Origin of the sequence: Enterovibrio baiacu, from assembly GCF_004120195.1 — a bacterium.
Lineage (GTDB): Bacteria > Pseudomonadota > Gammaproteobacteria > Enterobacterales > Vibrionaceae > Enterovibrio > Enterovibrio baiacui.
Genome location: NZ_SCHN01000008.1, coordinates 91857 through 118286 on the forward strand (window position 1 = coordinate 91857; position 26430 = coordinate 118286).

Below are 26430 nucleotides of genomic sequence, written 5' to 3' on the forward strand. Positions count from 1 at the left end.
TTATTTATCTCGCTAAAAATTGGTGGACTGTCGCTCTAAACAGCTAAGATTTTCTCGCTTCTCGCTTCTCGCTTCTCGCTTCTCGCTTCTCGCTTCTCGCTTCTCGCTTCTCGCTTCGCTACAAAAACTGCTTTCTAAACGCCATCGGCGTCATGTTCTTAATCGCTTTAAATTGGCGATTAAAATTCGACAGATTTGAAAACCCTACCTTTTCAGCCACCACGGCTATGGGCGTTTTTGTGCGCATCAGCAGTTCACACGCTTTGCCTAAGCGATAGCGTTTTAGGTGATCAGAAAAACTCTCTGAGAAATGTTTTTCGAACATGCGGTACACCGAACTTTCACTCATATGCAAGTGGCGACACATATCATCCACGCCGAGAGGTTTATGATAGTGGTCTGCAATGAACTGCTGTGCTTTCTCAAGCTTGTCATTAATTGGCGAGTCTTTGGCGACGTAAAAACAGTAAGGCCTTGATGTGAGGGGCTTGGCGGCTTTGTCTTCGCACAGTAGCAGTAAGATGTCGATGACATGTGAGAACTGAACGGACGGTTTCAAATCACAGGCATCACGCATCAATGCATGCAGTTTCTCACCGGTATCAGGCGAAAATTTGAGGCCTTTGTGGGCGCGGACCAACAACGCTGAAATAGGGGACAATTCAGGCACGGTTGCAATCAGCGATTCTAGCCAGCATTGATCGAGCCAAAGTACGTGTGAACTGGCGGGGTGCTCTTCTGTTGCGGATGCCGTGCTGCTAACCATATGCGGCAGCCCCGGGCCCATGAGGTACGCACAGTTGTGTTCCGCATCGCCAATGTAGTCACCCAGCACGGTTTTGGCGCTCACCACCCCATGTGGGTCTTGATATACCACGAGTTCAATTTCGTTGTGATAGTGCCAACCGCAGTGGGACTCTCTCACCGTATGATCGCAGTGATAATCAACGAAATGCCAAGACAAACTTGTCGATTTATCAACGGGTTCAATGGTTGGCTTCATCTTGCGTGCTCTTTCATCAAATTGGCGGTATTCGCATCAGTTTTTACGCATGTTGTCAGTGAAAAGAAAGATGTTGAAGGAATAGTATTAGTTATTGCGTGATATTTATCACATATGCAATGTGTTTGTTTCTAAAATTCACTACGTAAATTAAGTGCACCCGTTTTAGATAGAGAGAATTTGAGATGAGAAATTACGGTCGTTTTTTAACGCAAAAAACGCCTTTGGGTTACCTGCTTGTATGCCTCTTTGCTGGGCTTGGAAGCGGCTTTTTCTACCCTCTGTCAGGCCTATTTGTGGTTGATGCGCTGGGTGCATCGCCTTTACAAATGGGGATTTTTCTCGCGTTTTCTATTTTGAGCGGCGTGTTGGTTTCACAGCGCATTGCTAAGCGATCTGACCTCGGTTTAGACAGACGCAAAATCATCTTGGCATCGCAAATGAGCTTTATTGTTGTCATGGTGCTGTTTCTGTTTATCCGAAACTATTACTTAGCATTGGCGGTGATGGTGTGCATTTCCAGCTTTAGCGCCGCGGCAATGCCGCAAACCTTTGCCATTGGTCGCGAGTACGCAGACAAAGAACTGGGAAATAACGCCACGCTTTTTCTGTCATTGATGCGCGCCATGATGTCGTTGTCTTGGGTGATTGGTCCACCGTTAGCGTTCATCGTGAAAGATGCGGTCGGCTTCAACGGGGCATTTGTGTTTGCGGGCACCATGATGAGTATTTCTGTGATGATCGTTTGGCGTTTGTTCCCGTCAGTGACCATCAAGAAAGAAGAAACAGCAGCGCCTGTTGTTAATCACTCATGGCGACGTATTGACGGTGTACCCATGTACATTGCCGCCGTGTTCATGCTGTTCTGGGCGAACAACATGTATGTCACCACGATTCCATTGTACGTGTCGAAAGAACTGGCGATGAATGGTGCGGTGGCAGGGCAATTGTTGGGGCTGGCAGCCTTCGTTGAAATCCCTGTCATGATTTTGGCCGGACTATGGGCAACGCGTGTTGACCCACAAAAGCTGATGATCCTTGGCGTTACTGCGGCGTGTTTGTTTTACACCTTGCTGTGGGGCGCAGAAGAACTGTGGCAAATGTATGCCCTTCAATTGTTAAACGGCACGGCAGTTGGGATTTGTGCGGGCCTTGGCATGGTGGTTATCCAAAACAAAATGTCGACCCAAATGGGTGTGGCGACCACCTTGTTTAACAATGCCATCATGGTGGCAAGCCTGATTTCGAGTGTGACCGTGGGGGTGATTGCGCAGTTCTTTGATTATCACTCCGTGATTGGCGCAATGATCATGGTTGGGCTGGTGGCGCTGTTGCTCTTGATGCTTTCTGTCAGAGAGAAAAAACAGCCTTGTCCACCTGAAGCATCGGTTGAGGTGCATTGATTCACGTATCGTGAAAGCGAAGAGAAGACAGCGAATAAAAGAGAAAAGGTCAGCGGATGCTGACCTTTTTTTGTTTTTGTCGCGGGTAACGTCGTGTGAATTATTTCAAGCGTGCTTGCACGTGTTTCGCCATGGATGTTAACAGCGGGTACTTGTCTTCAAGCATTGGCGGATAGAAATAGCCGTACTCGTTTTCGCAATAAATGTCTGCGGGCTGATCAAAGCGAGATTCTGTCGTACCTGCAAAGAAGACATGACAAGGCGTGCCGACGGCGGTTGTTAAACGGTGAACGGCGGTACCTGCGGTGACCACAGCATCTAAACCCGCGATGACGGCCGCGGTTCCATCGAAATCGTCACGTAAATCTAGCCCTTCAAGCTGCACAACGTGAACACCTGAAAGCTTGTGAATCTTCTTCAACTCTTTACTGCACTCGCCGTATTGAAGGTTGATGAAGACGGCATTGGGGAATTGCTTCAACAAATACGCCACTTCTTCGGCGACCAAGTAATGCATGTTACGCGTTGCCGCTGCCAAACCACTTCGCCAACACAATCCAATCAGCGGTGCGCCTGGGTTGTTCGTACGGATGTCATCTAAACGCGATTGCCATTGTTGCTTCAATGCATCTGGCGTTTTGACATAGCCAGATTGAAAAACATGTCTGCCGTACTGCTCAAAACACAATGCCGCCAAACTTCCCCCGGGAATCCAACTGGTGATGTCAGCCAGGACCTCCTGTGGCAATGTGATGTCTGTGTTGTCTGTGCGCTTCACGGGCACCATGATGGCGTCTGGGAAGGCGTTACTGAGCACGCTCTCAAGGCGAGGGTCGCAGGCCACGTACGCTTTCTGACAGTTGTCCAATACCAATTGCAGGTTGTGGAAGTAGAGAATTTCATCCCCTACACCTTGCTCCGGCATCACCAACACGATGTCGTCTTTAGGACGGTTCAAATTCCATTGTGGCAATTCGCCCTTGTAACGCAGACGTCGACCACAGGTAATACCGAGCTCATTGGCCTTGTAATACTTGTCCCACTCTTCGAGGGTGCGGTACACGAAACTGACGTTAAAGCCCGCATCAATGTCATTCGGGAAGCGCGTTAAATACTCTTCGAGCAAGTGCTTGGATTTTTCTGCGTCACCTTTGTACCAAAGCACTTCGGCGAGGTAGGTAGACAGGCGCTCTTTGTTTTCTTCATTCGCCATTTCCGCTGCGCGTTCGATGTGCTTTTGGCACTCGATAATGGCTGACGGTGTGAAATTGTGTCGGGTTCTGAGCAAGTTAAAACTCGCGGTGGCAAGGCGATAACGTAAATCCGCGTCTTTGCCATGTTGTTTGATGCTTTCCGTTGCCGCGCGATAGGCTTCAAGCCAGTTTTGTTCTTTCTCGTAGCTTTGAACAAGCAGGCGGCAAAGGATGGAATCTTCCGGCCAGTGCTTCATGCCTGCAAGGCATAACTTGCGGGCAGAGGCGAATTGCTCAAGCTTGATGTCGCAGTGGCTAAGGAGAACAACCACGTCTTTTTCTGGCGCGTGTTCAACGTAGGCGCGCATCAAAAATTGACGCGCCAAACCCACGTTGTCTGCTGCAAGCTCCAACCTTGCCAGCCCAACCAAGGCTGGGATGACATTTCCCGCCACACTGATCAGCGCTTGGTAAAGTTGTTTGGCTTGTTCTGTGTTGCCCGATGCCATCATTTGTTCAGCGAGTTCGAGGGTTTGCGTGACTTCATCGTTCATGGCTGACGATTTTTGCTGTTGCAACGATGCCATTTCTTTTGCTGTACGACGGCTTTCGCCGCGTTGACCGATTGTCGCGGTCAGTTGTTGCCGCATGGCAAGCAACTCTTCATGGTCTGGCAACACGCCCAGCAAGCTATCAACGATCTCTAGCGCATCTTTGTTCATGCCTTGCTGCGCCAGAATATTGGCTTTATCAAACAAGAGTGACGCGTTTCCCGGCTCCACGAGCAGTGCGCGATCGAGTTTTTTGATGGCCTCTTGCCACAAACCGTCCTCCACATCGAGCACGGATAAGACTTGCAGCACAGGGACGCTGTCAGGCGCAACAACTAGGATCTGCTCAAAGACTTGTCGTGCTTCTATTTTCTTTTCGTGTTGATACAGGAAAACGCCATGTTCGAAGGCTTGTTCTATCGACATGGTGCCGTCGTTGGTTTGTGAGGTATCGGTCATATCTGATCCATCTATTTTGTATCTGCAGCAAGCGGCAGCATTAAAGAAAATGCAGCAAATACCGTGCCTATTGCCTATAACTAATAATAATGTGTCGCTATTGAGTGATTTGTTTTTAGATAAAGAGACATTGCGCTCATTAATGGTATCGCTTTTTTGATCAGTAAAGCAGGTTAAAGAAGTGGGGGCACGCAGGGGATATGAATTGCCGTTCTTATTTGAAAAAGTGGTTAAATCTTTGCCGCTTTCGGCCGATATCTCCGCGTTTAAATTTGTAAGCCTTTATAAAGTAAGACTTTCCTAAAGTTGGCACACAACTTGAATAGGTTTGGGCATGTAGGTATCAATACTGTTTGGTACCGTCCCCAATAACGAACTGAAGCTGGCCCCGCTAAGCAATCGGACTAATCTTGTCGCGGGTAGGCTGTTTCGCAAGAATACGCGAAAGTCAAAGGAGAGCAAAATGGGTGTAACAGTTAACACCAACGTGTCTGCGATGACTGCGCAGCGTTACCTGAACAAATCGACCAATGATCTTAATACGTCGATGGAACGCTTGTCGTCTGGTAGTCGAATCAACAGCGCAAAAGATGACGCTGCGGGTCTGCAGATCTCGAACCGACTCATTGCCCAAACCCGTGGCTTAGATGTCGCTATGCGTAATGCGAACGATGGTATCTCTATCGCGCAAACTGCTGAAGGTGCAATGCAAGAATCCACCAACATACTGCAACGTATGCGTGATCTTTCTCTGCAATCAGCGAACGGCGCGAACGGCAGTTCTGAACGTATCGCGATTCAGGAAGAAGTGGCAGCCCTGCAAGATGAATTAAACCGTATTGCAGAGACTACGGCTTTTGGTGGACGTCGCCTGTTGAACGGCTCGTTCGGCGAAGCATCCTTCCAAATTGGTGCGGATTCCGGTGAAGCGATCATCATGGGATTAACCAGTATTCGTGCTGATGATTACCGCATGGGGGGAACCGAGTTTGTTGCCGCCAATGCAAAATCTGCAGGCTGGGAAGTGTCAGGGAGTGCAGCGTCATTGACGATGGACTTCGTCACCAAAGACGGAAAAACAGTCAGCATTGATATCGCCACAAAAGCAGGCGATGACATCGAAGAGGTTGCAACCTACATCAATGGTCAATCTGATGAGATGGTGACAGCATCCGTTGATGAGAATGGCCAACTGCAAATCTTCGTCGCAGAAGAGAAGCTGGCAGGCAATGTCACTTTCGGTGGCACATTGGCCGCATCACTTGGCATGACCACGGGCGCAGGCTCGGCAGTGACCTCGAAAGACATCGACGTGAGCACCGTGGGTGGCGCACAGATGGGCGTGGGTATCATTGACTCAGCGATGCAGTACATTGACAGCCAGCGTGCTGACTTGGGTGCGAAGCAAAACCGCTTGAGCCACACCATCAGTAACCTGTCGAACATTCAAGAGAATGTGGCTACGTCTAACAGCCGTATTCGCGATACAGATTTTGCGAAAGAGACGACCGAACTTACGAAAGGTCAGATCCTACAGCAAGCAAGTACCTCGATCCTGGCGCAGGCCAAGCAGATGCCACAAGCAGCCCTCAACCTGCTTCAATAACGGCATTCACTACGTTTATAAAAAGCGGCAATCACTTGCCGCTTTTTTTATGCCTGTTGAAACGACGCCGTGACGGCTTTTCTTTCCGGCTCTCCCTTCTTATTTTCTGATTGATTTCTCCTCGAACCTCACCTTTTTTGTGCCTTTAAATGCGCGTTCCTCTCCTGTGTTACCACCGCTACAGCCCTTGTTTTACGCACTTATCGTGTTGTTTTGGCGAGAAAAACAAATTCATCACTAAAGTTTTTTCTGTCGAGGGCGAAAACCTTGTTAGCACCATGATTTTACGGCCATTCACCAGCATTACTTGGGTGTAAAAAAAACGGAAAAAAAAGTGTAAAGGTTTTTCCAACGGTGCCGTTACATGGTTTGTAAGAGATTTAGAACTGGTTTTCCCTAGATAGCTGGGCGGAAGCCGGACTTAGTACTAAAGGAGAATAGTTATGGCTATTACAGTAAACACTAACGTGCCTGCAATGACCGCTCAGCGTTACTTGAACAGTTCAACAGACTCGCTGAACGCATCAATGGAGCGTTTGTCTTCAGGTTACCGCATTAACAGTGCAAAAGATGACGCAGCAGGTCTGCAAATCTCTAACCGTTTGATTTCACAGAGCCGTGGTCTTGACGTTGCAGTACGTAACGCCAACGACGGTATCTCAATGGCACAAACCGCTGAAGGTGCGATGGAAGAATCCACCAACATCCTGCAGCGTATGCGTGACCTATCGCTACAATCAGCTAACGGTGCAAACGGCACTGAAGAGCGTAAAGCGATTCAAGAAGAAGTTGTTGCACTGCAAGACGAACTTAACCGTATTGCAGAAACAACATCATTCGGTGGTGCGAAACTACTGAACGGTACTTACGGAACCAAGTCTTTCCAAGTAGGTGCTGATGCGGGTGAAGCCGTAATGATGGAGTTCAAAAACATCCGTGCTGATGAAGCTATGATGGGTGGTAGCACCTTTACCTCTACGGCTGGCGTATCAATGGCAGATTGGACCGCAACGGGCGGCGCTTCTCTGAACATGACCATCGTCGATGCAGATGGCGTATCTTCAACAATCAATGTTTCAGCAAAAGCTGGCGATGACGTTGAAGAAGTCGCGACTTACATCAACGGTCAAGCTGACAGCAAAGTCAGTGCATCTGTGACTGAAAACGGCGAACTACAAATCGTTGCTGCTTCAGGTTCTGATGTGACGTTTGCTGGTGCACTAGCAACGTCTCTAGGCATGGCGGGTGCAACCAAAGTTGCTGAAACGGTTAAAGATGTTGACGTGAGCTCCGTTGGTGGCGCACAGAAAGCCGTTGGTCTTGTGGATAACGCGATGCAGTACATCGACTCACACCGTGCTGAGTTGGGTGCGAAGCAAAACCGCTTGAGCCACACCATTGCTAACTTGGACAACGTTAACGAGAACGTTAGTGCATCTAACAGCCGTATCCGTGACGTTGACTTCGCGAAAGAGACTACGCAGTTTACGAAATCTCAAATCCTGCAGCAGTCTGGTACGTCTATACTTGCGCAAGCGAAGCAAGCACCGTCAGCAGCACTGAGCCTGTTAGGATAATAGAGATGTAGCCAGAATGACGGTGAGATTGCCACTCGCCGTCATAAGCTAACAGGAGGTGAACAGCAATGGACATATCATCCGTTTCCACGTCATCCCTGTCTCATGTGACTCCACAGTCAGGCACGAAAGTTGCTAGCAGTAATCAATCTGTGGGGGGGACTCAACCCGAAATCACACACCAACAACAGATGGCAGAGAACGCTGAAAAGCTTCAAAAGCGCCGAGTAGAGCAAGTTAACCAACTCGCAGACACTCGTAAACTTCAGCAGGAACAGCTTGAAATGTTGGTCGACCGACTGGATGAGTTTGTGTCTACCTTTAATAAAGGCTTGTCATTTCGACTCGATGAGGACTCTGGAAAAAGTATCGTAACTGTTTATGAAATGAGTAGCGGCGATATTATTAGACAGATTCCTGAGAAAGAAATGTTAGAGCTGGCACAGCAACTGTCTCTTCATGCGAGGGGGCTAGTAGCAGAAAAGGTATAACTGAGGTGAGTAAAATATGGGTTTGAGCGCAGCCGGTCTCGGCAGTGGAATGGACATCAATTCCATGGTCAGCAAAATTGTTGATGCTGAGCGTGCGCCCAAGCAGGAGCGCATCGTTAAGCGCATGAATGATGTTGAAACTAACATCAGCGCTTACGGTAGACTCAAAGACTCTCTCGATACGATGAAAGGCTTGATGTATGACTTTCGCCGTAATAATACCTTTGCAGCAAGGAGCACGGCTTCCGATAATCCGGAAGCCGTCTCTGCGTCTGCAGACCACCTGGCTGTTACCGGTGTGTATTCCATCGATGTACAACAGCTTGCTCAATCCCACAAATTGGTGTCAGGCGGCTTAGACGCAGATAGCGACTTCGGCGCCGGACAATTGGTCATCAGCCTCGGTGGACGTTCAACCACCATAGATATCGCCCAAAACAGCAGTGAGTTGCTGGATATCGTTCGTACCATCAACAGCCATCCTTCTAACCCTGGTGTAAAAGCCTCGGTGATTAACGATGACAGTGGTGCGCGTTTGATTCTAGGGGGAGACAAAACGGGGGCTGACAACCAAATCGCTGTGACGGTAAATGCGCCACTCACAAGCCCACTACAGGGCTTGGCGTACAACCCAACCAGTGACTTCAATGCCATGAACGAAATGCAAGCAGCGAAAGATGCGCGCATTTTGATTGATGGTCTGGCATCTGTTTCTAGCGCCACCAATTCCTTCACCGACGCGATTCGTGGCGTAAGCCTCGATGTTTCCCAAGTTACCACGCCCGAAGAGGGGCCAGTAACGGTCAATGTTGATGAAGACCGTGATGCGGTGAAAGCCTCGCTAGAAAAATTTGTCGATGCCTACAACGCATTTTATCAAGTTACCAAAGCACTCTCTAAGTACGATCCTGAAACACAGCAAGGTGGACCACTGGTGGGTGATAGCGTGATTCGCTCTGCCACCAGTCAAATGCGCAGTCTCTTTTCAACACCCGTTGAAGGCGCACCAGACTCCATTCGCACACTCAGTGAACTAGGTATCTCGACCACCATGGATGGCCGCTTAGAAATCAATAGCCGTATGCTGGACAAACAGCTGTCGCAGAATTTCTCGGCGTTAGAAGGGTTCTTTGGTGGCAATGACGGTTTTGCCAAAAAAGTGGAAGATACGATCCATTCTTTTACGGGTATCACCGGTACGATTCGCAACCGTGAAAACAGCCTGAGCGATCAAAAAACACGTTTACGCGACGAACAACAAACGCTCGATCGTCGTATGACTGATCTTCAAGACCGGACGTTGAAGCAGTTCTCTACAATGGATAACGCCATGGCGGAGATGCAATCTCAACTGTCCGCTATGATGAATATTATGCCTTCATAAGGGATGCATGCATGTCTCCTCTCTTGGTGAAGCTAGAACGTATCGATAAACATTTGCTGGCTGTGCTAACAGCAGATGTGGTTGACGATGGTGAAATGGCACAGTTATTGAATGAAAGAAAACACTGTTTAACCGACATTACGATGTTGCCGGAACCGCCGGAAAAAGAGGCTTGGTCAACTGCTGTTAGCAGAACCCAGCAAATAATGACATTGATAAAAGAACATCGTGATAGTGCTGCCGCCCAAGCAAGTCGATTTATCAAAGGGCGTAAGTCAGTGCAACTTTACAAAAAATTCGAGTAGGTGAGGAATGTTATGAGAGGGTCACTTCAGGCCTACAAAAAAGTCTCCGTAGACAGCCAGCTAAGCGCGGCATCACCACACAAGGTGATCCAGATGTTGATGGCGGGGGCAATTGAACGTTTGATTCAGGGCAAAGCAGCCATGCTGCAAGGTGACATTGCTATGAAGGGCGAACGTCTAGGCAAAGCCTTGGATATCATTATTAGTCTTAGAACATGCTTGTCGATGGACGAGGGTGGCGAAATTGCATCCAACTTAGATGCACTGTACGACTTTATGATCCGTCAAATTTCCGAAGCAAACCGCGATAATTTGGACGCACCTATTGATGATGTCATCGATATTTTGCGCGAAATTAAATCAGCTTGGGATCAAATACCCGCCGAATATCACAATATCACTCAAGCAGGCGCATAAAACGCGTCTACTTTCACTACAATCTTAATTGTCTTGGCACTGGAGTCACAGCTTTACTGTGTCTCCAGTTGCCTTATATCAAGCAACAATTACAATAGCTGGATTATTCTGTTGTTGCCGCTACTATATGCGCGCTGACAATAAAGATGGTTTTGGGGCAGATATATCTCACACATGCAAGGTTTAGCGAAGATACTTGTTATCGAGGATGATGAAAAATTTCGTCACGATTTAGGCGTTATCTTGGAGTTTATTGGTGAGCAATACCTGCTATGTTCAACCACTGAGCTCAACGAGATGCATTGGAAGCAAGCTGAGGGAGCTTGTTTTCTTGGTAATATTCACTCTCCCCAACGTTTATCACAGGTTCTAGAAAACCTGGCTATCAATAACCACATTCCGGTTATTGCGCTTTCAAAACATAAGACTGAATTATCAGGGCTGGCTAACTTTGTTGGCGAGCTAGAATTGCCGTTAAACTATCCACAATTGGCGGATGCATTGCGTCATTGCCAAGAGTTTTTGGGCAAGAACTCAATCAACATCCCGCAGCTGAGCCGCAAGAACACCTTGTTCCGCAGCATGGTCGGGCGCAGTGACACCATCAGTGATGTGCGTCATTTGATTGAGCAAGTTGCAGGTACAGAAGCCAGTGTGTTGATTCTTGGCGAATCAGGCACGGGTAAAGAAGTCGTTGCACGTAACATCCATTACCACTCAAACCGTGGTAAAGGGCCTTTTGTGCCAGTTAACTGTGGTGCTATCCCTCCTGAGTTGCTTGAAAGTGAGCTATTCGGTCATGAGAAAGGGGCATTTACAGGCGCGATCTCGGCAAGAAAAGGGCGTTTTGAACTCGCAGAAGGTGGCACGCTGTTCCTCGATGAAATCGGAGACATGCCGCAGCCTATGCAGGTCAAACTGTTGCGTGTGCTGCAAGAACGAAACTTCGAACGTGTGGGTGGCAATAAGACCATTCAGGCAAATGTACGCGTGGTTGCAGCGACACACCGCAACCTCGATACCATGATCCAAGAAGGTTCGTTCCGCGAAGATCTGTTCTATCGCTTAAATGTATTCCCAATTGAAATGCCAGCGCTTCGTGAGCGCATTGAAGACATTCCACTTCTTATCCAAGAGCTTATGGCGCGTTTGGAAGCAGAAGGTGGAAACATGGTTCACTTGACACCACGTGCGATCACCTCGCTCATGGAGCACGAGTGGCCAGGTAATGTCCGTGAATTGGCGAATTTGATTGAGCGATTGGTCATTCTTTATCCTTCGCAAATGGTCGACGTGAACCGTCTTCCTAAGAAATACCGTTACAGCGACATCCCTGAGTTCCAGCCTGAAATGCATGGTGCATTTGAAGACAATGAAGAACTCGAGCGTGATGCGTTAAGCGCGGTATTCGCGATGGACGACCTTGATGATGAAGAGCAACCTGGTTTTGGCCCGCAACCTTCGGGGCTTCCGCCTGAAGGGGTTGATCTGAAAGCCATGTTGGCCGATTTGGAAGTCGACATGATTCGACAAGCCTTAGAAGCGCAGATGGGCATCGTCGCGCGTGCTGCCGACATGCTCGGCATGCGTCGTACCACCTTGGTCGAGAAAATGCGTAAATATGGACTGAATAAAGAAGGCATTGTCTAAGCATTAATCAGTCTGTTGGCGATAAAAGAAACGAAGTCATTTTTTTGACTTCGTTTTTTTATGGCCAAACGCATAACACCTTGAAATATATTAATTAATAATTGGCACATATTCTGCTTAGTGACACTCAGCGTCAGAAAAACGAGCTGAATGTATAGGATTATGGTAGCCAAAGACTCGCCACTCGGAACCGTGGATCAACAGGTTCTCCGTTACAAACAAGTCCTCGATGTAATGCCTGCTGGCGTTATCTTGCTCGATCCCTATGGCCGTGTCGCCGAAGCGAACCCAGAAGCGCGTCGCCTGTTGGGCGAACCGCTCGACCAAGTGCGTTGGGTGGATGTGATTAACCGTGCTTTTTCGCCACGCGAAGATGACGGTCACGAAGTGTCATTGCGCGATGGTCGTCGCGTTAAATTGGCAATTTCCGCGTCCGATTCTGGCCAACTTATTCTGATTACTGACATGACTGAAACACGTTTGTTGCAGTCGCGATTCAGCGATCTTCAACGTTTATCATCACTCGGTAAAATGGTGGCATCACTCGCGCATCAGGTGCGAACGCCGCTCTCGAGTGCATTGCTTTACGCTGCAAACCTTGCCGCCCCCAACATCAATGAGCCTACCCGTAAGCGCTTCCAAACCAAATTGGTCGACAGACTGCATGACCTTGAAAAGCAGGTGAATGACATGCTGCTGTTCGCCAAAGGTGGGGACAACAAAGTGGTGAACTTGTTCACGATTGAGAGCTTGCTGAACGAATTCGAGCCCATGGTTGAAGCCCTTGTCAGCAGCCAAGATATCGATTTTGAAATCAACTGTGACGACGAATCTTTAGCGCTGCTAGGGAACGTTAATGCGCTAGCAAGTGCGCTTTCTAATTTGGTCGTGAATGCGATTCAAGTGGCGGGTAAAGGCAGCAAAGTGGTTGTCGATGCGCGTGCAATGAACGAGCAACTGTTTTTATCCGTGGCCGATAACGGCCCCGGTATTCCTGAAGAACTTCAAAGCAAAATACTCGAACCGTTTTTCACCACGCGTCAACAAGGCACAGGTCTTGGCCTAGCCGTTGTACAGATGGTCTGTCATGCCCACAAGGGAAGGCTGACACTGCAATCACAACCAGGCCAAGGCACCTGCTTTACGCTCAGCCTTCCATTGGCAGAAAACAGCGATGCTGAGGAGCACGCGGCATCAGGAGAAACACAATGAACCAGAGCAAAGTACTGATTGTTGAAGATGATGCGGGCTTGCGTGAAGCCCTCGTTGATACCCTTGCGTTAGCGGGTTATCAGTGGCTAGAGGCAGAAAGTGCCGAGCAAGCCTTGTTACTGCTGAAAAACGAGCAGGTTGATATTGTTGTGTCTGACGTACAAATGGCAGGTATGGATGGGCTTGGGTTGTTACGCAGCTTGAAAGTGAACTACCCCAAACTGCCTGTATTGTTGATGACGGCTTACGCCAACATTCAAGATGCGGTTTCAGCGATGAAAGAAGGCGCGATTGATTACATGGCAAAGCCCTTCGCACCAGAAGTCTTACTCAACATGATCAGCCGTTATGCGCCAGTGAAAGCTGACACCAGCGACGCTGTGGTTGCTGACCCAAAAAGTTTGGCGCTGCTTGCGTTGGCGGACAAAGTTGCCAAAACCGATGCGAACGTGATGATCCTTGGCCCGAGTGGTTCAGGTAAAGAAGTCATGTCTCGTCACATTCATCGCCAATCCCAACGTGCTGACGGTCCATTTGTGGCGATCAACTGTGCGGCCATTCCGGAAAACATGCTGGAAGCCACCTTGTTTGGTTACGAGAAAGGCGCGTTTACCGGTGCTGTTCAAGCATGTCCGGGGAAATTTGAACAGGCGCAGGGCGGAACCATATTGCTGGATGAAATCAGCGAGATGGACTTATCCCTTCAAGCCAAGTTGCTGCGTGTTCTTCAAGAGCGCGAAGTCGAGCGTTTAGGCAGTCGTAAAAGCATAAAACTGGATGTGCGCGTCTTGGCCACCAGTAACCGTGACCTGCGTAAATACGTTGAAGAAGGCTGCTTCCGCGAAGATTTATATTATCGCCTCAATGTGTTTCCAATCTCTTGGTTGCCGCTGTGTGAGCGCCAAGGCGACATCATTCCATTGGCGGAACATTTGCTACAGCGTCATTGCTGCAAAATGGGTGAAGCTGTACCTCACCTACAACCGCAAGCTGCAAAGAAGCTGCTTACTTACCGCTGGCCGGGCAATGTTCGTGAGTTAGACAACGTCATGCAGCGCGCGCTGATCTTGTGTGAACAAGGCCAGATCCAAGCATCAGACATCTTGCTGGAAGGCATTGATTGGCAAGACGCGGGCAGCCTACAAAATCTGGTATCGGCATCTGCTGTGGCGACGCCGTCGCTAACTACCGATGCCAAGCATCAAACGCCAACGTCACCGCAATATTCTTCCCTGTCTGAGGCTTCGCCGTCTGCGCCTATCAGCGATGCAGAACAGGGTATCAGCAGTGCACCGAATGCGATGCCGGAAAGCCTAGGTGGGGAGCTCCGTGAACAAGAATTCGCCATTATTCTTGAAACCATTCGCGCTTGCGAAGGGCGTCGAAAAGAAGTGGCTGAGCGTTTAGGCATCAGTCCTCGAACCTTGAGATACAAATTGGCCAAGATGCGCGATGCAGGCATCGATATTCCCCAGTAAATCGATGATTTTTGGCGATTGTCTGCGATATAATTACTGGCTTGATAATTGCATATTTGTTAACCATAGCGTCTTGAAAGCCTTATAAGGCATGATTTGCCAAAGTTTTGACAGTGAGGATGACCAATGAAAATTACCCCAATGCAGCATGAAATGCAGACCATGGCATTAGAAGCACAAAATGTGGGTCGTAACGCGACGGGTCAACAGGTCGGCCAAGATTTTGGTGAACTACTGTCATCCGCAATTCAGACGGTAAATGGAATTCAAAAAACATCAGGTGAACTTGCAACCCGTTTCGACCAAGGCGACCGCAGTGTCAGCTTGTCAGACGTCATGATTGCAAGAAACAAATCTAGCGTCGCGTTCGAAGCGACGGTACAGACGCGCAACAAGCTAGTTGAAGCGTATAAAGAACTGATGAACATGCCTGTTTAATGTAGGAAATGAACTGTGGCGGAAGATAACAACAACACTCAAATTGCAGTATCAGACGGTGCGGGAGCACTGCCTGTTGCTGGGGATTCGAGTTCGTTGCATGACCCTGACATGATGGAGCGTGATGTCACGCCATCATCAGGTGTGCTCGGCGGGGTCGATGTTGCCCGCCAACTTATTCTTGTCGCTGCTGTCGCTATCTGTGTTGCGTTGATCGCATTGCTGTTTGTGTGGGTTCAAGAGCCAGAAATGCGTCCACTCGGTACGTATGAAACCGAAGAGCTAATCCCTGTCCTCGACCACCTTGATGCGCAAAAAACCGAGTACCAACTTGAAGGCAACACCATCCGTGTGCCTGTTAAAGAATATTCGACGATCAAACTGAACCTTAGCCGTGCCGGCTTGAATGCACCGCGAGAAGCGGGTGATGACATTCTGCTGAATGACATGGGCTTTGGTGTGTCGCAGCAATTAGAGCGTGAACGCTTGAAGTTGAGCCGTGAACGTCAGCTTGCTGCCGCTATCGAAAAAATCCGCAGTGTAAGCAAAGCGCGCGTGTTGTTGGCCATGCCAAAACAAAGCGTGTTTGTTCGCCACAATCAAGAAGCCACAGCCACTGTTTTCCTTACCGTGCGCGGCACGACCATGCTAGGCCAAGAAGAAGTGGATTCCATTGTTGATATGGTGGCGTCTGCAGTGCCGAGCTTGAAACCGTCACGTGTCACCGTGACCGATCAACATGGCCGTTTGCTCAGCTCTGGTAGCGAAGATGCAATGGCATCTCAGCGCCGCAAAGAATACGAGCTAGAACGTAAACAAGAAGCTGCGCTACAAGATAAGATTAATTCCATTCTTATCCCTGTTCTTGGGTTGGGTAACTTCACCTCACAAGTCGATGTGACCATGGATTTCAGTGCGGTGGAGGAAACGCGTAAACGTTTCGATCCTTCAACCCCATCAACGCGCAGTGAATACACGCGTGAAAACTACAACAACAGCGATCTTGTTGCGGGCATCCCTGGCGCGCTCAGTAACCAACCGCCTGCAAACGCCGCAATCCCTGAAGATGTGCAAGATTTGAAAAACGGTGGCGTGGGCGACAAGGGCACGCTTAACCGTGAAGCAACGCGTAACTACGAATTGGATACCACCATCAGCCACCGTCGTGCGCAAACAGGTGTCGTCTCACGTCAAACAGTGTCAGTTGCGGTCGATTACCTCGAAAATATCAATGTCGAATCCGGCGAAACAGTGCGTGTACCCGTGGGTGACGCGGAGCTTGAGAAAATTCGTCGCCTCTTGATTGGTGGCGTTGGCTATTCTGAGTTGCGTGGTGATGTGCTGGAAGTGATTTCTGTGCCGTTTGTTGTGCCAGAAGTTGAAGTGCTCGGTGACGTGCCTATTTACGAGCATCCTAACTTTAATGACTGGGTACGTTGGCTGGCGGCGTCGCTTGTGTTCATCGTGGTGATTTTTGCACTGATTCGTCCAGCATTGTCGAAACTGCTCAATCCTCACAAAGACGAAGACAGCATGTTGGGCCCGAATGGCGAAATGCTTGGCCCTGATGGATTGCCGCTCAGCCCTGATGATGACATCGGCTTGATTGGCTCCGATTTGGATGGTTCTGGCAACTTCTCGATGGGGTCTTCGAACCTCAACCTGCCAGACTTACATAAAGATGAAGACTTGCTGAAAGCAGTCCGCGCCTTGGTTGCAAATGAACCAGACCTTGCAGCACAAGTCGTGAAAAGTTGGGTGAATGACGGCGATGGCTAAAGAAGATAGAGAAGACGGCAAGTCCGACTTTGATGTATCAACCCTGTCGGGTTTTGATAAAGCAGCCATTTTGCTGCTGAGTTTGACCGAGCAAGATGCGGCGGCGATCATCCGCCACCTTGAGCCTAAGCAGGTTCAAAAAGTCGGTGGTGCAATGACCATGATGACTGACTTGAACCAAGATAAGGTGAATGCTGTTCATCGTACGTTCTTAGAAGAAATTCAACAGTTCACGGCCATTGGTATGGGCAGTGAAGACTTCGTCCGGAATGCGCTTGTGGCAGCACTGGGTGAAGACAAAGCAACGAACTTGGTTGACCAAATCTTGCTGGGCAGTGGCTCAAAAGGCCTCGATTCCCTCAAATGGATGGACCCACGCCAGGTGGCGTCAATCATCATCAACGAGCACCCGCAGATCCAAACCATTGTTCTGTCTTACTTAGAACCAGAGCAATCTGCAGAGATTTTGACCCAGTTTGCTGAGCGTGATGCGCTCGACTTGGTCATGCGTATTGCCAACCTTGAAGAAGTTCAACCAGCGGCACTTCATGAGCTTAATGAGATCATGGAGAAACAGTTCGCGGGTCAAGCCGGTGCACAAGCCGCGAAGATTGGTGGCCTGAAAGCCGCTGCCGATATCATGAACTACATGGACAACGCGCTCGAGTCTGCATTGATGGAACAAATCGAGCAGAACGACGAAGAAATGGCATCGCAAATTCAGGATCTTATGTTCGTCTTCGACAACCTTGCCGAAGTGGACGATCGTGGTATTCAGGCCATCCTCAAAGACGTTCCTCAAGAAGCGCTTCAAAAAGCCCTCAAAGGTGCAGAAGAAGGCCTTCGCGAGAAGATTTTCCGCAACATGTCGAAGCGTGCGGCCGAAATGCTGCAAGACGACTTGGAAGCCATGGGCCCCATTCGCGTTGCCGATGTGGAAGCGGCACAGAAAGAAATCCTGTCTGTTGCGCGACGTTTGTCCGATGCTGGCGAAATCATGCTCAGCAGCGGTGGCGCGGACGAGTTCTTATAATCATGAAAATGTCCGTTTTGCCCTCAGAAAGCATGATGTCTGCGCTATCGCGTAAGGTTGCTGCATGAGCTTAGATCGCCGTCGTGGTTACATCCGATCAACGGAACAGGAAGAAGGCGTTTTAGAGCGCTGGTCCATTCCGAATTACGATCCCAACTCGGCCTTGCCGAAAGAGACCGCGCTTAATTACGACCCAAGCTGGGAACCGTCTGATATCGAGGAGGAGCCAGAAGAGCCCGAAATCGATTTCAAAATGCTTACGCCCGATGCGTTAGAGCAAATCCGCCACTCTGCCTATGAAGAAGGCATGGAAGAAGGGCGAGAAGCAGGGTTCACTGAAGGCCGTGACGCGGGGTTTGAAGAAGGTAAAACCGCAGGGTTTGATGCTGGCAAAGAAGAAGGCTTTCAAGAAGGCTTAACCGAAGGTCAGCAACTGATTGAAAACCGCTGTCAGCATCTTGACGCTATTGTCGAAAAACTCGCCTTTCCTTTGACGCAAGTGGACCATCAGGTGCATCAACAAATCATGGAGATGGTGATTCAGTTGACGAAAGCGGTCATTCAAACCGAGGTGTCGACCAATTCTCAAGTGATTCTCAACACCTTGCGTGAAGCGGTGTCGGCCTTGCCAATGGCGGGACGACAGATTGCCATCTACCTGCATCCTGAAGACATGGATGTGGTGATGGAAGCGCATAATGCGGAATCTCTGCAAGACCGTCAGTGGAAACTGTTCTCTGAACCATCGCTTAACCGCGGTGATATTCAAGTTGCGTGCGGCGACTCTGTGGTCGACTACCGCATGGAAGATCGCATCAAACAATTGCTGACGCGCTTTGTCGGTCAAAATCTTACGAGCGAGCCTGAACAGCCAGAAGATGGCGTGGGCGCAGATGTGCTTCGCAATGTGGATATCAGCGACATTCCTGCAGAAGAAAGCAAGCCTGAACCAGAGCTAGCAGCTGGTGATGTGCAAACAGACGATGCACACGTCGATCAGACGGAAAGCGACAGCGATACGGACGCCGTAAACATGGCTGAGCAGACAGTCGCTGAAACAAGCGAAGACACTGAACCTCAAGATATGCATTCGACCAGCGAACCTGATCCATCGCCTGTAGACGATGCGGGAGACGAAGATGGTCAGCTTGTCTGAACGCCTAAATACCCTCAAATTTGAAAACCTTGCTACACGTCCGGTTGCATCAGGCAAGCTTGTGCGTGTGGTGGGGTTAACCCTCGAAGCCATTGGTTGCCGCGCGTCGATTGGCAGTTTGTGCAGTGTGGAAACATTGCATGGCAGCATTGAAGCGGAAGTGGTCGGCTTCTCCGGTGACACGCTTTATCTCATGCCAAGTGAGCAAATCTCGGGTGTTTTGCCTGGTGCGCGTGTCACGCCAATCTCAGAAGAGCAAGGCATTCCTGTCGGCCTTGAATTATTGGGCCGAGTGATTGACGGCGTTGGTAATCCTCTTGATGGCTTGGGCGATATTTTCACGGGTCAAACCGCGCCTTTTGTGCCTGCAACCATCAACCCGCTCGCAAGAAAACCCATTGATACGCCCCTTGATGTGGGCATTAAAGCCATTAATGGCTTGCTGACCGTGGGCAAAGGCCAGCGTATTGGCTTGTTCGCGGGTTCCGGTGTTGGTAAATCGGTCACCTTGGGCATGATGACCCGAGGCACGACGGCGCAAGTGGTTGTCGTTGGCTTGATTGGTGAACGTGGACGCGAAGTTAAAGAATTCATTGATGAAATCCTCGGCAAAGAGGGGCGTGAGCGTTCTGTCGTGATCGCAGCACCGGCTGATGCCTCCCCTTTGATGCGTTTGAAAGGCTGCCAAACCGCTCTCACCATCGCAGAGTACTTCCGCGACCAAGGCTTAGACGTTTTGTTACTGATGGATTCACTGACGCGCTTTGCCCAAGCGCAGCGTGAGATAGCGTTGTCAGTGGGTGAACCGCCAGCGACCAAAGGTTATCCGCCCTCGGTATTTGCCAAGCTACCGGCGTTGGTTGAACGAGCGGGTAACGGCAGTGACGGACAAGGTTCGATCACCGCGTTCTTTACCGTATTGACGGAAGGTGATGACCTTCAAGACCCCATCGCGGATGCCGCACGTGCGATCTTGGATGGTCACATTGTCCTCTCTCGTGAAATGGCCGATGCAGGGCATTATCCCGCGATTGATGTGGAGCGCTCGGTGAGCCGTGTGATGCCAAATATCGTGAACGACGAGCACATGTTGATGTCTCGCGCGGTGCGGCAAATTTTGTCCGTTTGTAGGAAAAATCAGGATCTTGTGTCTATTGGCGCGTATAAGCCGGGCACCGATCAGGGGATCGACCAAGCGTTCACGTTAAAGCCACGCCTTGACGGTTACCTTCAACAAGGTATGAAAGATGTGGTGCCTTACGACATGTGCGTCAACATGTTGCGTTCAACGCTGCAGGGGTAACTAACGTATGTCTGATAACGCCATGTCCCTGTTACTCGAGCAAGCGAAAGGCCTTGAGCATAAAGCCCAACTTGCCTTGGTGTCAGCGCAACAAGAGTTACAAGGCTACTACGTTCAGCTTGAACAGATTGAACGCTACCGTTTGGATTATTTCCGCCAAATGTCGGAGCGCGGCAAAGAAGGGCTGAGCGCCAGCAGCTATGGTCACCTCAACCGATTTATCGTTCAACTCGATGAAACGTTGGCAAAACAACGCCAGGCGGCAATCGACTTTGAAGACAACGTTGAACGTTGCCAAGAGCATTGGCAGCAATGTCGACAAAAAACGCGTTCACTCGAATGGCTCATAGAAAAACGCCAGAAAGAAGCAAAAATGCGGGCTGAAAGGCAAGAGCAAAAGCAGATGGACGAGTTTGCGACACTGAGTTTTTCCCGACAACAACGCAATTCCTACTAGCTTGGCCTGATAATTGCTTCAAACTTTTTAACGATTCGCCAGCAGCAGTATGACTGGCAAAACCGATAAAGTATCCGAAGCGGGATCATTATGAACCAAACCAGTTTCTTACTTTCCGATGTGTCATCTAAGAAAGCGCTGATAGGCGAGACCAAAGGCGTACTGTCGCCTGAAACCTCCAGTGCTGATGGCGAAGGCTTCTTTGCACAACTTGCTCAACTTGTCTCTGGCGACGGAGAAGGCACCGCAGAAGTCTCTGCGGAAAACCTTGTATCCGGAGATGCAATGGCGAGTGAAGAGGCTATTTCTGATGCGCTACTCGAGAGCGTGGCAGCGTCAGGTGATGGCGAAGAAGTGTTACTGGACGGTGAGTTAGTGGATGACGCGCTGCTTGAAGGTGAAAGCCTCGCGTCAGACGGCGCTAAGGCGACAGGCCTCGAATCAGAAAGCCAAGATGTGCTTCTGGCTCAAACCGCAAAACACGTTGACGGTGAATTCCTTCAACCTGAAAGACAGCATCTCGCCAAGCAAGACGGTGAAGCCCTGTTACAGCGCTTGAATGAAGCCAATGCGGTGTTAAAACCGGTTGAACAGTCTGTTTCTCTCAGCGACGAAAAAATGGCGTTGCTGAATGATGATGCGCCTGTTGTTGCTGGCAAAGCATTGCCGTTACTGCAGGACGACGAACTGAAAGCGGATGAGCCTGCAATCCGTCATCAAGGTATGCAAAACGTAGAGACTGAAGAAGTTAAGCTTGCACAACAGCACGTTGATGCCGTCTCCGAAAAATTGGGCGTTGCCCCTGAAACATTAAAAACCTTGTCTGATGCGGAACTGGTCGCACTGCTGAAAAAAGCACAACCTGCCTCACCAGATGAAGCGGTCAGTGAAGATGCACTCGCCTTGGCGGTGGCCATTCAACGCAGTGGCGTGAAGCCTGAAGAATTATTGTCTGATGCCCCTAAGATGACACGACGTATTGTGGCGCAAGATGCATCAGACATAGATAACGACGTACTAAATCCAACACTGGCATCTGTTGCCGCACTGAACGCTGTGCAGCCTCAAGCTCCTCTGGTGGATGGCGAAGTAACGCCTGAGATGCTTGCTAAAGCAGGGGCAAACCCTGAATGGCAAGGTAAAGCGGGGCAAGAAGCCATGATGCGAATGCAGCAGGCGGCACAAATTGTTGCCCCCACCATGGCGGAGGGCGATGCTCAAGCCACGCTTAATGACATGGCAGCACGCGGCCTCGCGCCCCAAGCCACCATGAATCAAGCGGCCTCTGCCGTCCAAGCTGCCGTAAACCCGCAAGCACAGGCATCAACGCCGTTGAGTGCTTTCGCTGCGATTCCATGGACCCCTGCAAACATGCAGGCCGACCCAACGCTGACGCAATCGGCATCGAGTGCTGCGTTGCTTGATGCTACCGCCGCCAAGACATTGAGTGAGACGGGGAAAGCCGGCAAAGAGGTGAAAGCTGAACATCTCGCACAGCAGTTGGCGTCGAGCTTGGGGAATCAAAGCACGACGACGGCAGCCAAATTAGACAATGCCGTGGCACAAACCCCACTGCAAATGAGCCAAAACCAAGCCGAAGCGGCAAATGCCTTGTCGGAACGCGTCAACATGATGCTGTCGAAGAACCTCAAACACGTAGATATTCGTCTTGACCCACCAGAAATGGGTCGCATGCAAATCAAGCTGTCGATGAATCAAGACCAAGCGACCGTGCAGTTCACCGTGGCAAACACACAGGCAAGAGACCTGGTTGAACAATCTATGCCACGCCTTCGTGAAATGCTGCAGCAACAAGGTTTGCAGCTTGCGCAGTCGTCTGTTCAACAACAAGATGCGGGTGGACGACAAGCCTTCACAGGCAACCAAGCACAAGGTAATGAACAAGGCGGACAGAGCGGTCAACAAGGTGGTAATCGCTCTGGACGGAATGATTTGGAACAAGACACAGATCTCAATGGCATAAATCGCGATGTTTATGTTAACGCGTCAAAAGATCGTGTTGACTATTATGCTTAATGTAGCATTCTTGCTCCGCATGTTTAGGGGATGAAACCCCACAATGGATTGACTTAGGGCTGAGGTGAAATATGGCAGATGAAGATATCGAAGCAGGCGAAGGCGGCGGTGGTGGTAAAAAGAAACTTATCATCATTATTGTGGCGGCTTTGCTGCTGTTAGGTGGCGGTGGTGGTGCTGCATTCTTCATCATGTCTGGTGGCGATGAGCCTTCGCAAGAAGACATCGTTATCGAAGAGCCCGATCCGGTGAGTCTCCAAGCGATTTACGTGACGCTGCCGCAACCGTTTGTGTTTAACGTCACGGGTGACATGCAACAACGACTGGTACAGGTAAAAGTGCAGTTGATGGTGCGTGGTGATAGTAATGAAGTGATGGCGAAGCAGAATTTGCCATTGGTTGAACATAGCCTTCTGACCACGTTCGGGGCTGCAACCGTTGAGCAACTGCGTACGCCACAAGGGCAACTGGAAGTCCGAAAGCAAGCCGTCGATACCGTTCAGGCGGCGATGGAAAAAGTCACCGGCAAAACTGTGGTTGAGCGGGTGTTGTTTACTGGCTTTGTAATGCAATAGGTGCAATGTGACCGATCTTCTCAGTCAAGACGAAATTGATGCGCTTCTCCATGGTGTCGACGATACAGAAGAGGAAGAGCCCGAATCGGGTGGTGGGGATCTCGCCTCCGCATCCAATTTCGATTTTTCTTCACAAGACCGTATCGTTCGTGGGCGAATGCCCACGCTGGAGCTGATTAACGAGCGATTCGCACGTCATATGCGTATCAGCTTGTTTAACATGCTGCGTAAAACCGCAGAAGTGTCTATCAACGGCGTACAAATGGTGAAATTTGGTGAATACCAAAACACCTTGTTTGTACCCACCAGTTTGAACATGGTTCGCTTCCGTCCGCTAAAAGGCACGGGGCTGGTTACCATGGAAGCGCGACTGGTCTTTATTTTGGTAGAGAACTTCTTCGGTGGTGATGGCCGTTTCCACGCCCGTATCGAAGGTCGTGAGTTTACGCCAACTGAGCGTCGCGTTATTCAAATGCTGCTTAAGCTGATCTTTGAAGATTACAAAGATGCTTGGGCACCCGTCATGAAGGTGGAATTCGAGTATTTAGACTCTGAAGTTAACCCTGCCATGGCAAACATTGTGAGCCCGACGGAAGTGATCGTCGTGAGTTCATTCCACATCGAACTCGATGGCGGTGGTGGTGATTTCCACATCGTGATGCCGTATTCGATGGTTGAGCCAATTCGTGAATTGCTTGATGCGGGTATCCAAAGCGACAAGATGGATACTGACCTTCGTTGGTCAAAAGCCTTGCAAGACGAAGTGATGGACGTGGAAGTGGCGCTAACCGCAAAGCTGCTTGAAACCACGCTGTCTCTGCGCGACATGATGGAATTGGAAGTGGGTGATGTCATTCCAGTGAAAATGCCTGATGCATGCACTGTGTATGTTGAAGATTTGCCAACATTCCGCGGTAAAATGGGGCAATCGAATGACAACCTTGCGATAAAAATAACGGAAAAACTAAAGCGTCCAGAAGTACAAAAAAGTGATGTGGTACAGATGGATGACGACATTCCTGCATTGGAGCTATTGGAAGACAATAGCAACAGTGGCGATAGTAAATAACGATGTGTGGTAGATAATCATGAGTGATGTAGAAGACGATTGGGCTGCAGCGCTTGCTGAACAAGCAGAAGTTGAAGGTGGTGATGACGTTCAAACTGCGCCTTTAGACGAGTTGGTGGACGAAGCGCCGCCGATGAATGCTGATGAGCAGCGTAAACTCGATGCGATCCTCGATATTCCTGTCACCATTTCAATGGAAGTCGGTCGCACTAACATTAACATTCGTAACTTGCTGCAATTGAACCAAGGTTCAGTGGTAGAGCTCGATCGCCTTGCGGGTGAGTCGCTGGATGTGTTGGTTAACGGCACATTGATTGCGCACGGCGAAGTGGTTGTCGTGAATGACAAGTTTGGTATCCGCTTAACGGACGTTATCAGCCAAACTGAACGTATTAAGAAACTGCGTTAATTCGATGTTTCCCTGATAATTAGCGCATTGCCACACACGTTTGTTTGTGCATTTTTAGCCATGCGCTAAGGCTCAAAAAGCGCCTCTATTTAGAGGCGCTTTTTTTAGGCCTGAATCTTGCTTAACCCCTCTTTACGTCATGCATTTTACTCTTATCCAACTTTCAATGGACGTCACAATGGCAAATAAACGACTGGCAATAGGAAGCGCATTGTTCGCGCCAACTGCATTCGCCGCGCCCACTTCAAGTGAGAGCCTGGCAACGACCCTGGCGGCGTTGCTCGCAGTCATTGGTTTGATCTTTGCGTTGGCGTGGTTGCTAAAGCGCATGAAAGTGCCCGCGCTCATGGGCGCAAAGCCAGGTTTGAAGGTGATAAGCCAACTTCCGCTAGGGCAAAGAGAGCGTGTCATGGTGCTGGATGTGAATGGCGAGCAAGTCTTGATTGGGGTGACATCGCAGCAAATCACACTGCTGAAATCGCTTGATACGCCGATGGGAGATGCTCAAAGCGATGCGAAATCCACGAATGCCAGCCCTAAAACGTCTGACGCCAACAGCGCGTTTTCATCTCAACTCAACAACATTTTGAAGAACAATGATGCGTCTTAAATCCGTCACTGCCATTTTTCTGGCGCTTTGCTGTTTTATTGTCACTCCGTTTGCTTACGCGGAGGCAGAGCCTGCGCCAACGCCGTCATCTGAAACGATCACCGAAACCTTGATCAACGACGCGGGCGAAGCGTCAATGATGCAAGCGAGAAATGGGGGAGGCGGCATTCCAGCGCTGACCATGACAGTGAATCCTGACGGCACGGAAGATTACTCGGTCACGCTGCAAATTCTCGCGTTGATGACAGCGCTGGGTTTCTTGCCCGCCATTGTTATCTTGATGACTTCGTTCACCCGTATCGTCGTGGTCATGTCGATTCTTCGTCAGGCTATGGGTTTGCAACAAACGCCGTCAAACCAAGTCATCATCGGCATTTCGATGTTCCTGACCTTTTTCATCATGTCGCCTGTGATTGATCGCATGAATGTGTCTGCGGTGCAGCCGTACATGAACGAAGAGATTTCCTCGAAGGAAGCCTTTGAGCGTGTGCAGGTGCCACTGCGAGAGTTCATGCTCAAACAAACGCGTGTGAAAGATCTCGAAACCTTCGTGAACATGTCGGGCTCGGATGCGACTGATCCAGAAACCGTGCCGATGTCAGTGCTTATTCCCGCGTTCATCACGTCAGAGCTCAAAACCGCGTTCCAAATCGGCTTCATGTTGTTTTTGCCGTTTTTGATTATCGATTTGGTGGTGGCATCAGTCCTGATGGCAATGGGTATGATGATGCTCTCGCCCATGATTGTATCCTTGCCGTTTAAGCTCATGTTGTTCGTGTTGGTGGATGGGTGGAACCTCATCTTGTCGACGCTTGCTGGCAGTTTTGGGTAGGAG

24 protein-coding genes are annotated in these 26430 nt (G+C 49.6%); 22 read left to right on the forward strand and 2 right to left on the reverse strand.

Features of this window, described 5'->3' with window-relative positions:
• Positions 1–118: 118 nt before the first annotated feature.
• The gene (locus tag EQP46_RS07315) at positions 119–1003 is read right to left on the reverse strand and encodes an AraC family transcriptional regulator (RefSeq protein ID WP_129493025.1); all 885 of its coding nucleotides are present in this window, start codon (positions 1001–1003) and stop codon (positions 119–121) included.
• 185 nt (positions 1004–1188) lie between these two features.
• Here EQP46_RS07315 and EQP46_RS07320 point away from each other — a divergent pair, with 185 nt between their 5' ends.
• Entirely contained in the window at positions 1189–2406 is a 1218-nt protein-coding gene (locus tag EQP46_RS07320) for a sugar efflux transporter (RefSeq protein ID WP_129493026.1), read from the forward strand.
• 100 nt (positions 2407–2506) lie between these two features.
• On the opposite strand, the gene EQP46_RS07325 is transcribed toward EQP46_RS07320, so the two are convergent.
• Positions 2507–4609 (reverse strand): tetratricopeptide repeat protein, encoded by a 2103-nt coding sequence (locus tag EQP46_RS07325; RefSeq protein WP_129493027.1) that lies wholly within the window; start codon positions 4607–4609, stop codon positions 2507–2509.
• Between the two features lie 463 nt (positions 4610–5072).
• Here EQP46_RS07325 and EQP46_RS07330 point away from each other — a divergent pair, with 463 nt between their 5' ends.
• The 21 genes from EQP46_RS07330 to fliP all read left to right on the forward strand — a co-directional run bounded on the left by EQP46_RS07330 (position 5073) and on the right by fliP (position 26427).
• Complete coding sequence (locus EQP46_RS07330) at positions 5073–6215, forward strand: flagellin (RefSeq protein WP_129493028.1); 1143 nt, start codon at positions 5073–5075, stop codon at positions 6213–6215.
• A gap of 443 nt (positions 6216–6658) precedes the next feature.
• Complete coding sequence (locus EQP46_RS07335; RefSeq protein ID WP_129493029.1) at positions 6659–7792, forward strand: flagellin; 1134 nt, start codon at positions 6659–6661, stop codon at positions 7790–7792.
• A gap of 68 nt (positions 7793–7860) precedes the next feature.
• On the forward strand, positions 7861–8283 hold the full coding sequence (locus EQP46_RS07340) for a flagellar protein FlaG (protein WP_129493030.1): 423 nt from the start codon (positions 7861–7863) through the stop codon (positions 8281–8283).
• A gap of 16 nt (positions 8284–8299) precedes the next feature.
• On the forward strand, positions 8300–9667 hold the full coding sequence (fliD, locus tag EQP46_RS07345; protein ID WP_129493031.1) for a flagellar filament capping protein FliD: 1368 nt from the start codon (positions 8300–8302) through the stop codon (positions 9665–9667).
• Between the two features lie 11 nt (positions 9668–9678).
• Positions 9679–9972, forward strand: a complete 294-nt coding sequence (locus EQP46_RS07350; RefSeq protein ID WP_129493032.1) for a hypothetical protein — start codon at positions 9679–9681, stop codon at positions 9970–9972.
• 12 nt (positions 9973–9984) lie between these two features.
• Complete coding sequence (gene fliS / locus EQP46_RS07355; protein WP_129493033.1) at positions 9985–10389, forward strand: flagellar export chaperone FliS; 405 nt, start codon at positions 9985–9987, stop codon at positions 10387–10389.
• 174 nt (positions 10390–10563) lie between these two features.
• Positions 10564–12039, forward strand: coding sequence for a sigma-54 dependent transcriptional regulator (locus tag EQP46_RS07360; RefSeq protein WP_129493034.1), 1476 nt, complete (start codon positions 10564–10566; stop codon positions 12037–12039).
• Between the two features lie 162 nt (positions 12040–12201).
• Positions 12202–13251: a sensor histidine kinase gene (locus EQP46_RS07365; RefSeq protein WP_129493035.1), complete on the forward strand. Its 1050-nt coding sequence runs from the start codon at positions 12202–12204 to the stop codon at positions 13249–13251.
• A complete protein-coding gene (locus EQP46_RS07370; protein WP_129493036.1) occupies positions 13248–14729 on the forward strand; it encodes a sigma-54-dependent transcriptional regulator in 1482 nt (493 codons plus the stop codon). Before EQP46_RS07365 ends, EQP46_RS07370 begins: the two co-directional genes overlap by 4 nt.
• Before the next feature lie 126 nt (positions 14730–14855).
• Complete coding sequence (fliE, locus tag EQP46_RS07375) at positions 14856–15167, forward strand: flagellar hook-basal body complex protein FliE (protein ID WP_129493037.1); 312 nt, start codon at positions 14856–14858, stop codon at positions 15165–15167.
• Positions 15168–15182: 15 nt separating this feature from the next.
• Positions 15183–16946, forward strand: coding sequence for a flagellar basal-body MS-ring/collar protein FliF (fliF, locus tag EQP46_RS07380; RefSeq protein WP_129493038.1), 1764 nt, complete (start codon positions 15183–15185; stop codon positions 16944–16946).
• Positions 16930–17979: a flagellar motor switch protein FliG gene (gene fliG, locus EQP46_RS07385; protein ID WP_017009364.1), complete on the forward strand. Its 1050-nt coding sequence runs from the start codon at positions 16930–16932 to the stop codon at positions 17977–17979. The genes fliF and fliG overlap by 17 nt, the downstream gene beginning before the upstream one ends.
• Before the next feature lie 64 nt (positions 17980–18043).
• Positions 18044–19135, forward strand: a complete 1092-nt coding sequence (gene fliH, locus EQP46_RS07390) for a flagellar assembly protein FliH (RefSeq protein WP_129493039.1) — start codon at positions 18044–18046, stop codon at positions 19133–19135.
• Positions 19119–20438, forward strand: coding sequence for a flagellar protein export ATPase FliI (gene fliI, locus EQP46_RS07395; RefSeq protein WP_017009366.1), 1320 nt, complete (start codon positions 19119–19121; stop codon positions 20436–20438). Before fliH ends, fliI begins: the two co-directional genes overlap by 17 nt.
• 7 nt (positions 20439–20445) lie before the next feature.
• Positions 20446–20895: a flagellar export protein FliJ gene (gene fliJ, locus EQP46_RS07400; RefSeq protein WP_129493040.1), complete on the forward strand. Its 450-nt coding sequence runs from the start codon at positions 20446–20448 to the stop codon at positions 20893–20895.
• 90 nt (positions 20896–20985) lie between these two features.
• On the forward strand, positions 20986–22932 hold the full coding sequence (locus tag EQP46_RS07405) for a flagellar hook-length control protein FliK (RefSeq protein ID WP_129493041.1): 1947 nt from the start codon (positions 20986–20988) through the stop codon (positions 22930–22932).
• Positions 22933–23003: 71 nt separating this feature from the next.
• Positions 23004–23507 (forward strand): flagellar basal body-associated protein FliL, encoded by a 504-nt coding sequence (gene fliL / locus EQP46_RS07410; RefSeq protein ID WP_129493042.1) that lies wholly within the window; start codon positions 23004–23006, stop codon positions 23505–23507.
• Between the two features lie 7 nt (positions 23508–23514).
• Positions 23515–24576 (forward strand): flagellar motor switch protein FliM, encoded by a 1062-nt coding sequence (gene fliM, locus EQP46_RS07415; protein WP_129493043.1) that lies wholly within the window; start codon positions 23515–23517, stop codon positions 24574–24576.
• Positions 24577–24595: 19 nt separating this feature from the next.
• Positions 24596–24985: a flagellar motor switch protein FliN gene (fliN, locus tag EQP46_RS07420; RefSeq protein WP_017009371.1), complete on the forward strand. Its 390-nt coding sequence runs from the start codon at positions 24596–24598 to the stop codon at positions 24983–24985.
• A 178-nt stretch (positions 24986–25163) separates the two neighbouring features.
• Positions 25164–25595, forward strand: coding sequence for a flagellar biosynthetic protein FliO (gene fliO / locus EQP46_RS07425; protein WP_129493044.1), 432 nt, complete (start codon positions 25164–25166; stop codon positions 25593–25595).
• Positions 25585–26427, forward strand: a complete 843-nt coding sequence (gene fliP, locus EQP46_RS07430; RefSeq protein ID WP_129493401.1) for a flagellar type III secretion system pore protein FliP — start codon at positions 25585–25587, stop codon at positions 26425–26427. The genes fliO and fliP overlap by 11 nt, the downstream gene beginning before the upstream one ends.
• Positions 26428–26430 lie beyond the last annotated feature (3 nt).

Excerpts from the sequence above, each read along its gene's own strand:
- fliI (WP_017009366.1), top strand. The coding sequence starts at position 19,119 with ATGGTCAGCTTGTCTGAACGCCTAAATACCCTCAAATTTGAAAACCTT.
- fliS (WP_129493033.1), top strand. The coding sequence starts at position 9,985 with ATGAGAGGGTCACTTCAGGCCTACAAAAAAGTCTCCGTAGACAGCCAG.
- fliL (WP_129493042.1), top strand. The coding sequence starts at position 23,004 with ATGGCAGATGAAGATATCGAAGCAGGCGAAGGCGGCGGTGGTGGTAAA.
- fliO (WP_129493044.1), top strand. The coding sequence starts at position 25,164 with ATGGCAAATAAACGACTGGCAATAGGAAGCGCATTGTTCGCGCCAACT.
- EQP46_RS07315 (WP_129493025.1), bottom strand. The coding sequence starts at position 1,003 with ATGAAGCCAACCATTGAACCCGTTGATAAATCGACAAGTTTGTCTTGG.
- fliJ (WP_129493040.1), top strand. The coding sequence starts at position 20,446 with ATGTCTGATAACGCCATGTCCCTGTTACTCGAGCAAGCGAAAGGCCTT.
- fliE (WP_129493037.1), top strand. The coding sequence starts at position 14,856 with ATGAAAATTACCCCAATGCAGCATGAAATGCAGACCATGGCATTAGAA.
- EQP46_RS07405 (WP_129493041.1), top strand. The coding sequence starts at position 20,986 with ATGAACCAAACCAGTTTCTTACTTTCCGATGTGTCATCTAAGAAAGCG.
- EQP46_RS07360 (WP_129493034.1), top strand. The coding sequence starts at position 10,564 with ATGCAAGGTTTAGCGAAGATACTTGTTATCGAGGATGATGAAAAATTT.
- fliH (WP_129493039.1), top strand. The coding sequence starts at position 18,044 with ATGAGCTTAGATCGCCGTCGTGGTTACATCCGATCAACGGAACAGGAA.
- EQP46_RS07325 (WP_129493027.1), bottom strand. The coding sequence starts at position 4,609 with ATGACCGATACCTCACAAACCAACGACGGCACCATGTCGATAGAACAA.
- EQP46_RS07370 (WP_129493036.1), top strand. The coding sequence starts at position 13,248 with ATGAACCAGAGCAAAGTACTGATTGTTGAAGATGATGCGGGCTTGCGT.
- fliG (WP_017009364.1), top strand. The coding sequence starts at position 16,930 with ATGACGGCGATGGCTAAAGAAGATAGAGAAGACGGCAAGTCCGACTTT.
- EQP46_RS07350 (WP_129493032.1), top strand. The coding sequence starts at position 9,679 with ATGTCTCCTCTCTTGGTGAAGCTAGAACGTATCGATAAACATTTGCTG.
- EQP46_RS07330 (WP_129493028.1), top strand. The coding sequence starts at position 5,073 with ATGGGTGTAACAGTTAACACCAACGTGTCTGCGATGACTGCGCAGCGT.
- fliN (WP_017009371.1), top strand. The coding sequence starts at position 24,596 with ATGAGTGATGTAGAAGACGATTGGGCTGCAGCGCTTGCTGAACAAGCA.
- EQP46_RS07335 (WP_129493029.1), top strand. The coding sequence starts at position 6,659 with ATGGCTATTACAGTAAACACTAACGTGCCTGCAATGACCGCTCAGCGT.
- EQP46_RS07340 (WP_129493030.1), top strand. The coding sequence starts at position 7,861 with ATGGACATATCATCCGTTTCCACGTCATCCCTGTCTCATGTGACTCCA.
- EQP46_RS07320 (WP_129493026.1), top strand. The coding sequence starts at position 1,189 with ATGAGAAATTACGGTCGTTTTTTAACGCAAAAAACGCCTTTGGGTTAC.
- fliP (WP_129493401.1), top strand. The coding sequence starts at position 25,585 with ATGCGTCTTAAATCCGTCACTGCCATTTTTCTGGCGCTTTGCTGTTTT.
- fliD (WP_129493031.1), top strand. The coding sequence starts at position 8,300 with ATGGGTTTGAGCGCAGCCGGTCTCGGCAGTGGAATGGACATCAATTCC.
- EQP46_RS07365 (WP_129493035.1), top strand. The coding sequence starts at position 12,202 with ATGGTAGCCAAAGACTCGCCACTCGGAACCGTGGATCAACAGGTTCTC.